General features: G+C 40.3%; 7 protein-coding genes and 1 tRNA gene. 1 reads left to right on the top strand and 7 read right to left on the bottom strand.

Annotation, left to right across the window (positions count from 1 at the left end; genetic code table 11):
- Positions 1-260: 260 nt before the first annotated feature.
- The 6 genes from RM049_RS04585 to argF all read right to left on the bottom strand — a co-directional run bounded on the left by RM049_RS04585 (position 261) and on the right by argF (position 6,789).
- Entirely contained in the window at positions 261-830 is a 570-nt protein-coding gene (locus RM049_RS04585; protein WP_322703327.1) for a Uma2 family endonuclease, read from the bottom strand.
- Positions 831-891: 61 nt separating this feature from the next.
- Positions 892-2,964 carry an AAA family ATPase gene (locus RM049_RS04580; RefSeq protein ID WP_322703326.1) on the bottom strand — a complete coding sequence of 691 codons (2,073 nt, stop codon included), beginning with the start codon at positions 2,962-2,964 and terminating at the stop codon, positions 892-894.
- On the bottom strand, positions 2,961-3,134 hold the full coding sequence (locus tag RM049_RS04575) for a hypothetical protein (RefSeq protein ID WP_167306198.1): 174 nt from the start codon (positions 3,132-3,134) through the stop codon (positions 2,961-2,963). Before RM049_RS04575 ends, RM049_RS04580 begins: the two co-directional genes overlap by 4 nt.
- Before the next feature lie 326 nt (positions 3,135-3,460).
- The gene (locus RM049_RS04570) at positions 3,461-4,936 is read right to left on the bottom strand and encodes a DNA phosphorothioation system restriction enzyme (protein WP_322703325.1); all 1,476 of its coding nucleotides are present in this window, start codon (positions 4,934-4,936) and stop codon (positions 3,461-3,463) included.
- A 96-nt stretch (positions 4,937-5,032) separates the two neighbouring features.
- Positions 5,033-5,638 carry a transcriptional repressor LexA gene (lexA, locus tag RM049_RS04565; protein WP_322685120.1) on the bottom strand — a complete coding sequence of 202 codons (606 nt, stop codon included), beginning with the start codon at positions 5,636-5,638 and terminating at the stop codon, positions 5,033-5,035.
- A 230-nt stretch (positions 5,639-5,868) separates the two neighbouring features.
- The gene (gene argF / locus RM049_RS04560) at positions 5,869-6,789 is read right to left on the bottom strand and encodes an ornithine carbamoyltransferase (RefSeq protein ID WP_322703339.1); all 921 of its coding nucleotides are present in this window, start codon (positions 6,787-6,789) and stop codon (positions 5,869-5,871) included.
- Positions 6,790-7,172: 383 nt separating this feature from the next.
- Between argF and RM049_RS04555 the strand changes: the two genes are divergently transcribed.
- Positions 7,173-7,244: transfer RNA gene (locus tag RM049_RS04555), tRNA-Thr, on the top strand.
- Between the two features lie 460 nt (positions 7,245-7,704).
- On the opposite strand, the gene RM049_RS04550 is transcribed toward RM049_RS04555, so the two are convergent.
- On the bottom strand, positions 7,705-9,903 hold the full coding sequence (locus RM049_RS04550; protein ID WP_322703324.1) for an Ig-like domain-containing protein: 2,199 nt from the start codon (positions 9,901-9,903) through the stop codon (positions 7,705-7,707).
- Positions 9,904-10,109 lie beyond the last annotated feature (206 nt).

Raw genomic sequence — 10,109 nt, 5'->3', positions numbered from 1 at the left:
TGTGGGCGATCGCTAGGTTTACGCAATTGCCAAGGTATGATTTGATGATAGTATGCAGGCGATCGCTAAACAAACAACAACAGCGAAAAGCGATCGCTAGGTTTACGCAATTGCCAAGGTATGATTTGATGATAGTATGTGGGCGATCGCTAAACAAACAAATTATCTACTAACATAGTCCATCTTCCCTCTCTTCCCTCTGCGTCTTCTGCACCTTTTTTGCGAAGCTGGTTCGTAAAATACACAATCACACAGTCTACTCAAATAGGAAATTGAACGTTCTCATACACCAAAGATATTGGAAAGTGGAAATCAATGCTGGTTAAATAAACCTCATCCCCTGCTTCATAAGGGTGTAACTCCCAGAGTCCTCTATCATTTAACCGGAAGCAATCTAAACCAATTTTTTCAGTATCGATGAGGACGTATTCTTGCAAAGTCTGAATGTTACGATACCGCGTAAATTTTTTACCTCGGTCGTAAGCTTCCGTAATTGGGGACAGAACTTCAACAATTAAACAAGGATATTGGAGAAATTGAATAGCTTGTTTATCCCGTTCATCGCAACTCACCACAACATCGGGATAATGAAAAGGCCCGTTTTCAGATACACCTACTTTCCCATCCGCCATATTCACACGACACCCTCTTCCTCGCAGGTGACTTTTTAACGCTGAAGCTAAGTTTAAAGCAATATCATTATGGGGAAGAGTACCCCCAGTCATGGCGAAAACTTCACCATCAATATATTCATATTTAATTTCTTGGCCTTGTTCCCATTCCAGGTATTCGTGGGGAGACATATAATTTCTGTCTGGACTCGCCACCATCACCTCATTCCTCCCTTTTCTCAACTGTAACTAAAAAACCTCCGCGCCTCTGCGTGAGTAATTACCCATCTCGTTCAACTGCGATAATTTCCGTATACTCAAACTCATTCGGACTTTGTTTCACCAAAGGATATCTTTCCCCACCCAACTCAATATAATCTTGTTCGCAATCTGGCTTAGAAGAATAATACGTAAGCACATATTCTCTCCCAATTCTGTCTGTCATTTCTGCTTCTACTTCACCCCGCCATTGAGTCTTAGTAACTAAAACTATCAACTGATTCGCTAATTGGGGAATTGTCTTCGCAATGTGTCGCCGCGAATTCTCATCCAAACTTCCAAACGGCGAATCCATCACAATTGGGAAAGTACTACTATCGGGAATCATCATCATTTTTCGTTTCTCACTCCATTCCCGCACTTTGTCAATGATGCTGGCTATAAAAGATAAACTGAGAATTTGATTCTCCCCGGTAGAAGCTGCAACTGGCGCTTCCACACCTGTAGTATTTTCTACTAATGTCAGTTCATATTTATCGCTAATTTTAGGGATGTATGGAGTAACAGAAATCTCAGTAAATATTTCTTGCACTCTCTTTTCTAATTGCAGACGAAATTGTTGTTCTTGACGATTTCTAACTTCTGTTAACCGTTCGATTGCATCTTGAGTGGCGTTAATTCGTCGTTGTGCTAGAGTTTGTTTGTCTTCATTCAGCTTTTGCTTGGCAATTTGTTTATTTAAACCTTCAATTTCAGTTGTGAGTTGAGCAATTTGCTGCTGATTTGCACCTTGTTCTCGATTCAATTCATCAATTTTACTTTCAATTTCATCTAAGCGTTTTTGTAAACTGCTAATTTCTTCATTAGCATCTTTCCGCAATCGTTCTTGAATATTGTCTAAATCGCCTTCAATTTGAGATATGCTTTGCCTTAACTGATTAATTCTACTTTGTTCTCTATCAACTTCTTCCCAAAATCCTATTGCTTGCTTATCAATTTCATCTACTTGTGCTAACATCCGAATTGCAGTTTCTTCCACCGCCGAGGAACCTGCTTTATTTAACCAAGTACTCACATGAGTATGAGAATGATTACCCTCGTGTAATTCTGCGCCACAAATACAGCGTTGGGAATTAAGTAAATCATTCACAAATTCCCGTGAAATTCCTGATGTTAACTCGCCGCGCTGCTTCAAATCATTGATAATTCCTCGGAACTGGGATGTAGTTTCTGAGAGTAAAACGGTATAACCCCGTGCGGAAATAACTTTTTTTAGCGCTTCCTTGGTTTTTTTATATTCTTCTTGATTTGCCGCTTTTTGTGATTCTAAATCCTGCCATCTTTCTTGCAATTCCTTAGCAGCACTCAGTTCTCGCAAGCGGTTACTTGTCTCTTTTTTAAAAGTTTGTTGATATTCTAGCTCTTCTTTAATTTCAGTTTGTCGCTTGGTAATGCGTTCACGCTCTCGTTCTATCTTTTCTTGCTGTCGTAACAATTGTTTAATTTCAGAATCACCAATCGCTTTTAACTCATTTTCTAGAGTTTTTTTAGCATCTCCTAAATGTCTGATGGAACGGTTGATTACTTCTACACCCAAGAAAATTTTTGTAGCTTCAGCAATTTCAGCTTTTTTGTCAGAACGAACTATTTCTTCAATTCGTTCGCCGTCAAAGAAAAAATATTGATGTAAAGTAGCGGGTAAAATTTGATTAATTATATCGTCTGGTTGCTGAGTTGGTATATTCCATTTGCCATCATCTGCACCAACCCACATGGTTAATTGAGTTTTGCCAGCGTCAAAATCACCTTCGTTTTTATAACCCCGACAGGCGCGTTTCACACGATAGCGTTTACCTTCATGTTCCCAGCCAATCTCTACCCAACATTCTACAACTTGACCTTTTTGAGCTTCTGCGATCGCACGTTTATTAACTAACTGTTCTATCGATGCAAATGCTGCACTAAATTTCTCATATAATACCCAAGTAAAGGCATTCAGTAAACTAGTTTTTCCAGAACCATTATTACCATGAATAATTGTTGTGTTTTGAATATCTCCACCAGCCAGAAGCATCTCTGGTGTCGTACCATAAAAGGAGCGAAAGTTGCATAGCTTGATTGAAGTCAGCTTCATCGCACCTCTTCCTTAATAATGTCTAAAATATTATCATTTATATGGCTGTTAATCTTCTTATCTAGCCTGCCTTTTTCCAGCTTCCATACCCGCTCAATAATTCGTCGTACCTCCGGCGGAGCGCTGTTTATTGGCTCCTGCACATCATCGATATTTGCATCTTGTGACATCTTCGGTTTGGAAATATAGTTTTTCTATATTTTAACTTTCTCTAGTCTTACATTTACCTCCGTAAAGCCACTGTTAGCGTTATCTTTAATTTTGGAAAAACTATTTTTTAAATTTATACTTTTCTTTGAAAAAAGACTTTATTATTCAATTGTTTTCTGTTATTGTTAATATTAAGAATCTAGATCATAATGGAATGTAAGTAAAGTTTTTAAAGCTACTTGCATCCCATTATGATCTAATTCATGATTTTATTATTTCATACTTAATGCTTGTTTTTTCAAAACTCGAAAAGTTTTACAAAATAATACAACTATATAGTTCATTATCAAATATCTAATAAACCATATCGTTTTTGTAAATCAAGTAACTTCATTCTTGCTTCACCAGCGTTATCAGCTAAATCAGCAAATTCCACAAAGCGACGCAATTCCTTTTTCAATAGATTACGTTCAACTTCTATAGTTTCTCTATCTAAATCTGGTGGTAAAACAATCATGTCAAATATAGTGGCGCGTTCTTTAGCTGGATGAGGGCGCAAAACTCGCCCCCGTCGCTGAATAAACTGGCGGGGATTACCAGAACTTGATAAAATCACCGCAGTTTGAATTGCCGGAATATCAACACCTTCATCTAAACAACGAATTGCGACTAAACCTTGCAATTCCCCACTTTCAAATTGACGACGTAATATTTCCCTTTCTTGTAAAGTTGTTTGAGCCGTATAAGTGCTTACCTTGTAGCCTAAATCCACTCCGAGAATTTTAGCAACAGCTTTAAGTTGGCGTAGTGATGAACGTTGTCCCGCATCTTGAGAACCATCACTACAATAAAAAAGAGTGTGAGTAGTTTCGCGGCGAGTTGCCATTAAATCCCGTAAAGCATTTAATTTATTTTCTGCCGCACCAATTAATCTTGCCCTTTGCATCAACAACGGCTTTAAATCTTCATTGTCTTCAAATCCTGCTTCGCCATTTTCTTTATCCCGATAAAGTAGCGATCGCCCAATTCTTTTAGTTAACTTTAAATAGGCAATACTTTCGGCTTCAGTTAACTCCACCAACACCGGATAATAGAGATAATGTACCAAAGCCCCTTGAGCGATCGCATCCCTCAAAGTAAACTCCGGTTGCAGAACTGGGCCAAAATAATCAAATAAAGATTGCGTCCCAAAATCATCAAAATACCTCTCTGGTGTCGCAGATAAAGCTAGTCTCAACCCAACACTACGCGGTAAACTTTCTTCTAACTTGGGTGCGCCTAAATTATGCGCTTCATCCCCAATAATTAAAGTTTTGGCGGGAAAATATTTGAGTTGAGACTGAAATCCATCTCCAATTAAAGTGGAGTTCGTAGTAATCACCGTGATAAACCGTTGAGAACCAGAACGCAGATTATAAATTTGGGTAGAAAGTTGACTTTGCCAAGTGCGTAAATTCTCAAAAGCTAAAATGGGTTGCAAATTAAATTTTTCGCATTCTCGCGCCCATTGGGTGACGAGATGGCGGTAGGGACATACCACCACCAGAACTTGTAAATTAATCTGCTGATATAATTCACAAGCGATCGCTAATGCAGTAATAGTTTTACCACTACCAGTAGCCATTTTCAGCGTCCCTCTGCCATTGTTGGTAAACCAGCTAGCGATCGCTTGACGCTGATATTGCCGCAATTGCAGAGACACAGGCATTCTTGGGCATCCTGGTAATGGTTGCGTGTAATAACTGCCCTTACTTTCCCTTGTAAATGGTAATTTCAATCGGAAAGTGGGCAGTTGCTGCACTGAATTTTTCGTCAGGTACATAAAATGTTAAGCACAAAGATGGTAACGAACCCTAATTAATGGGCATTGGACATTGGACATTAGTATTTATCTTTCCCAGTCCCCAGTCCCCATTACTCAGTTGTAACCGCGCCAAACACCAATGAGAGAACCTTGCACCTGCACTTGTTGAGCCATGACTTCAATGGGATTGTACTTAGGATTTGCTGGTTTGAGGGTAACGCGATCGCCTTGGCGATAAAAACGTTTTAATGTGGTACCGAATCCATCTACTCTGGCGGCGACGATAGTACCATTTTTTAAATGATTTGGTTCTGCTACTGGACGCAGAAATACCACATCGCCATCAGTAATTAAATCTTCAATCATGCTATCGCCAGCTACGCGCAAAGCGTAGGTTTGGGGAGGTAAATCGAAATTAGAAAAGTCTAAATGATCTACAGCATCAGTAAACGGTTCTATTAAACCACCAGCAGCGATCGTGCCCAAAATTGGTACACCTTGCTTAACAGGACGCAAAATCCGAATCGTTCGCGCTTGTCCTTCAGTCCATTCAATATATCCTTTAGTGCGTAAATGCTCTAAACGGCTTTGAATTGGTGCTGGTGACTTCAAGTTCATCGCTTGCATCATTTGCCTAATTGAAGGCGAATGCTGGTGCGTTTTGATGTATTCTGCTAACCATTCGTAAAGTTCTTGTTGAGCTTCTGTTAGACGTTCCATAAATTTCCGAGAAGTAATTATAAATGTCTCTAGAACATTAGTACTACAAAAAACTCCCCATAACAAGAGAAAAGTAAAAATATGAAAGGCAAAAGTAAAAATATTCTCTTTTCTCTTACCCATTTATTTCGGATTTTTTACCAGCAAGTAGTTAGGAGCCAATTGCACACTCACTATTTTGACTCCTAACTCCTAACTCCTAACTCTTAACTCCTAACTCTTAACTCCTTTCATTCTGCCCCTAAAATACTAGCAAGCAAAGCCTTTTGAGCGTGCAGGCGATTTTCTGCCTGTTCCCAAACTCGTGATTGAGAACCTTCAATAACAGCTTCGGTAATTTCTTCACCACGATGGGCTGGTAAGCAGTGTAAAACAATTGCCTCTGGGTCAGCAAGGCTTAATAGCTGCTCTGAAATTTGGTAAGGTTGAAAAATTGGCATCCGATTGTCTGCTTCGGCTTCTTGCCCCATACTCGCCCAAACATCAGTGTAAAGTACATTAGAACCCTTGGCTGCTAATTCTGGATCGTGAGTGACGAGGACTTCTGTTTTGTTATTAGCGATCGCTCTTGCTTGTTCTACAATCTGAGAATCTGGCTCGTATCCGCTAGGAGTGGCAATTCTGACATTCATCCCCACCAAAGCACAGCCCAACATCAGAGAATTAGCCATATTATTCCCATCGCCCACGTAGGTCAAAGTTAACCCAGCAAGGGTATTAAAGGTTTCCTGAATTGTCAATAAATCCGCTAATACCTGACAAGGATGTTCTGTATCAGTAAGCGCATTAATCACCGGAATCTTGGCATAGTGAGCAAAAGTTTCTAAATCTTGGTGTGCAAAAGTACGAATTGCCAAAATATCCAGATATCGATCTAACACCCGCGCCGTATCCTGCAAAGGTTCCCCACGACTAACTTGAGTGACATTAGGATTGAGATCGATTACCTGCCCACCAAGTTGATACATCGCCACAGTAAAACTTACCCGTGTGCGAGTTGAAGCTTTGGAGAACAACAACCCCAAAACTTTATTACACTGCAACTTCAACTGTTGTGATTTAAGTTGAGTTGCCAATTGCAAGAGTTCTTGAAGTTCAGTAGAAGTGATGTCCGCTAGACTTAATAAATCTCGTCCGAGCAATGCTGCCATGCTTGTAATCTCTAAAAAATAATTATATATTTCTGTTCCTTTATTCAGCCGTGCCATGCCAAGAAAATATAGTTTTAGAACTGACCAGGTATTTTTGGGTTCAGCCCAGGATTTGAGTTAGCTTTTGCTATAAATTTGCTATAAATATTAATTTATCAACTTTATCAGTGATTCAGAATGCCTAATTGTTTCTGGTTCATCACAATGGCAACGCCAGAACAACCATTTAAACCGACAAAAGCAGCGATATTGCTAAAATTTCTGGTCTTTTAACTTAATTTAGGATGAAGCAGATATTTTTTAGAATTTACAGCTAGACAAATAAATGGATTATGGTACAATAATAAATCGTGGTTGCTAATTTAAGAGTAATCGTCAGACTTGCCAGCATAGCACAGTGGTAGTGCATCCGACTTGTAATCGGAAGGTCGCGAGTTCAAATCCCGCTGCTGGCTTTAGTACATTCGCAAATTAGTGTCGCCGAATTGTTTGGAATTAAGTATCAATATCATAATTAACCCAAGTTGCGGGTTATAAAATTCTGAATGCTTCGTAACCATTGATTTAGATAAATGCATATAAAAAGTTTATGGTCGCGCTAGAATGCAACCGTAATTTGGAGTGAATTATAAAAGTACAAAAATTAACTTATGAGATCGATGCTTGCTAAAGAGTAAATGCAAACATAAATGCTTGCAGTTTCAGTAAAAACCCTTTCTAAGTACCTGACTTTTCACGTTATGTGGAAAAGTCCACCAAAAACCTAACCCTCTAACCCCCTTCCCGACCAGGGAAGGAGGAAAATTCAAAGTCTCTCTCCTTTTAGGAGAGAAATTTAGAGAGAGGTTTTCCAGATGTCGTGAAAAGTCAGCGCAGCTACAAGCATGAATTGATTGCGATCGCTCGGTACTGATATTAATTAAGTGGACGCAGAAGTGTAATTTTGCCCATGCCCGTCTCTTGACTGAGTTGCGCCACATAGAGATTTCCATTCGTGGGATTCTCAATCAAATCCAATGGACTTGGATTAAAACCAGTAAAACCACTAATACCCGTTTGAGAATTTATAATATCCAACTTTGTGCCACTTGGTGTTAGCACAATGATGTCTTTCCCTGAACTGAAGCGTGTCACCAGCAGTTTGCCTTGCAGCTGACCACCTAAAACATGACTACGATATTCAATAATACCATTAGGTGAAAAATGCTCTCCAAAATCGAAGGCAATACCCTTCCAATTCCGGTCAGGTAGAGTACCAACGGGATATTCACTTATCTGAACTGGATCTGTACCAGCTGTAGGATTTCCTCCACTCAACACCCACTCACAACGTTTTGGATTGGGATGACCATAATAACCATTTTTAACAACCCGAAACAGAAAGTCTCGCTGCGTGCCTAGACTGCTAAGAGCAGGCACAGATGGACTAGTATATGCCCCATTAGTAGCTTTATCAATCCGGTTGTGACAGGCAAGAGGTAGGGGGATAGGTGTATTTGGCGTATTGCCACCAGCTGCTGAACCATTCGTTGGCACATACAACTGACCATTGCTATGCCAAACCAGATCGTAGGCATTACGTATACCACTAGCAAAGATAGTTACAGGTGCGTCCGCTTTAAAGGGATTATAAGTACCTCCATCCTCCGTCTTAACGCTTAAAGGAGGTGAGGTGATTTTGGACAGGTCAACTCGTAATACAGCAGCAGTTAACAACTGCTCAGGACGATTACTCCAGGCAGTGTTTGGTGCGCCGGTACTACTATTACTACCCTGCAACACATAGAGCACGTTTGGCTCATTGGGCTTAAATTCAATGCTATTGGTTAGATGATCCCGGCTCGATCGCGGTAAATCAACTACATAGTCTTTTACTGTCTCTAGATTAGTACCGCTTAAACGAGTAATCTTACCACTCCACTCTGGTGCATCAGCTTTTCCATTCCAATAGTAGTTATTTGTTACCCATAGAATTAGGTTGCTAGCATTTGTTGATGAGGGATCGAAGTGCATACCAACGATCGTTCGATTACCACCATTTGCAGTCTGCAATGAGGAAATCGTTTGTGGCATACCCAGAGTACCATCAGCATCGATCGGGAAACGCAAAATCTCACCTAATAAGGTAGCAGCATAGAGTTTATTGTCAGGCCCAATCAATACTGTGGTGTAAGGTTTGATAGGTACATTAGCTAGTGAGATTTGCTCGAAAGTAATATTGCTTACTGGTTTCACAAAGGAGCCTGTTGTGAAACTGATGCTATAGGGTAAGAATGCAGCACCATTGCTATCTTTAACCCCGTCGGTGACTTGTAACAAATATTTGGTATTGTTCTTGAGACGATTTATCGGAGACACTACAATCACATCTCCACCACCGGAAGTGTTGTAATTGGCATTGACTTGTATATTAGTAGTGCTATCAATCAGCTTGATGGTTGAGGCAGAAATAGTATTAACCGCAATCCCACTATTGGGGAGATTTAGGTCTGCTGTAATCGAGATATCTGGCGGCACGTTTGTCTGACCATCATTAGGATTGGTCGTTCTGATCGAGGGACGATTACCTGGTGCGATCGCAATATAGTTGAGTTTAGTATTCCTACCACCTTTAGCATCAATTGTGAGCTTGCCATCGGCAACATTAACAATCCGGGTAATTGCGGCAAACTTTTTGGTTGCCGTTGGTACAAAGCCAGAAATAGCAGCCGTCCCTTCTATATTGATCTGGTGCTTACTATTTACACTATTAATAGCATCACCGACGCTAACAGTCACATTGTACGAACCATTAGATAGGGCATATTCCCAAGCAGCAGGTATCGTGACTCCTGTTCCCGCATTGCTAGGAGGATATTGCAGATGAATCAGTCTATTTAGTCGCCGATCGATGCCACTTTGGTTGCGATCGCGTGTATTGAGTTGGATATCAAGGGGAGTGGGTGTACTATTGCCTAAGCTATCTTCACGCACCCAACCAAAACCTCTAGTATCATTGTAGGCTTGACCGATATCTTTAATATACCCAGATGGTACAGGAGCATTATTTGGTTGAAAAGCAATCCCTTGAACAATTGCTAATACCAGTATTTTGGGTTTAATCTTGTAAATCATAGTATGCCTTGCCGTTGTGTTCGTAGTTGATAAGTGAGTAGTCCATTAACATTGGCCAAGTATCGAATGGCACGCTTGTAAAGCTGAAAGCTCGTCTGGGCAGGGTGTTGGGGGTAGGGTGTTGGGTGTAGGAAAAAATCAAGAAAAGTAAACAGGGTGCAGGTTGTATTGGGTGTGGGGTGTAGGGAAATTAAGACAGACACTCC

The organism is Nostoc sp. DedQUE04 (assembly GCF_034530995.1).
In the GTDB taxonomy this organism is placed as follows: domain Bacteria; phylum Cyanobacteriota; class Cyanobacteriia; order Cyanobacteriales; family Nostocaceae; genus Nostoc.
The sequence above is the reverse complement of the archived record's forward strand: the minus strand, read 5'-3'. Positions and strand labels throughout refer to the sequence as shown.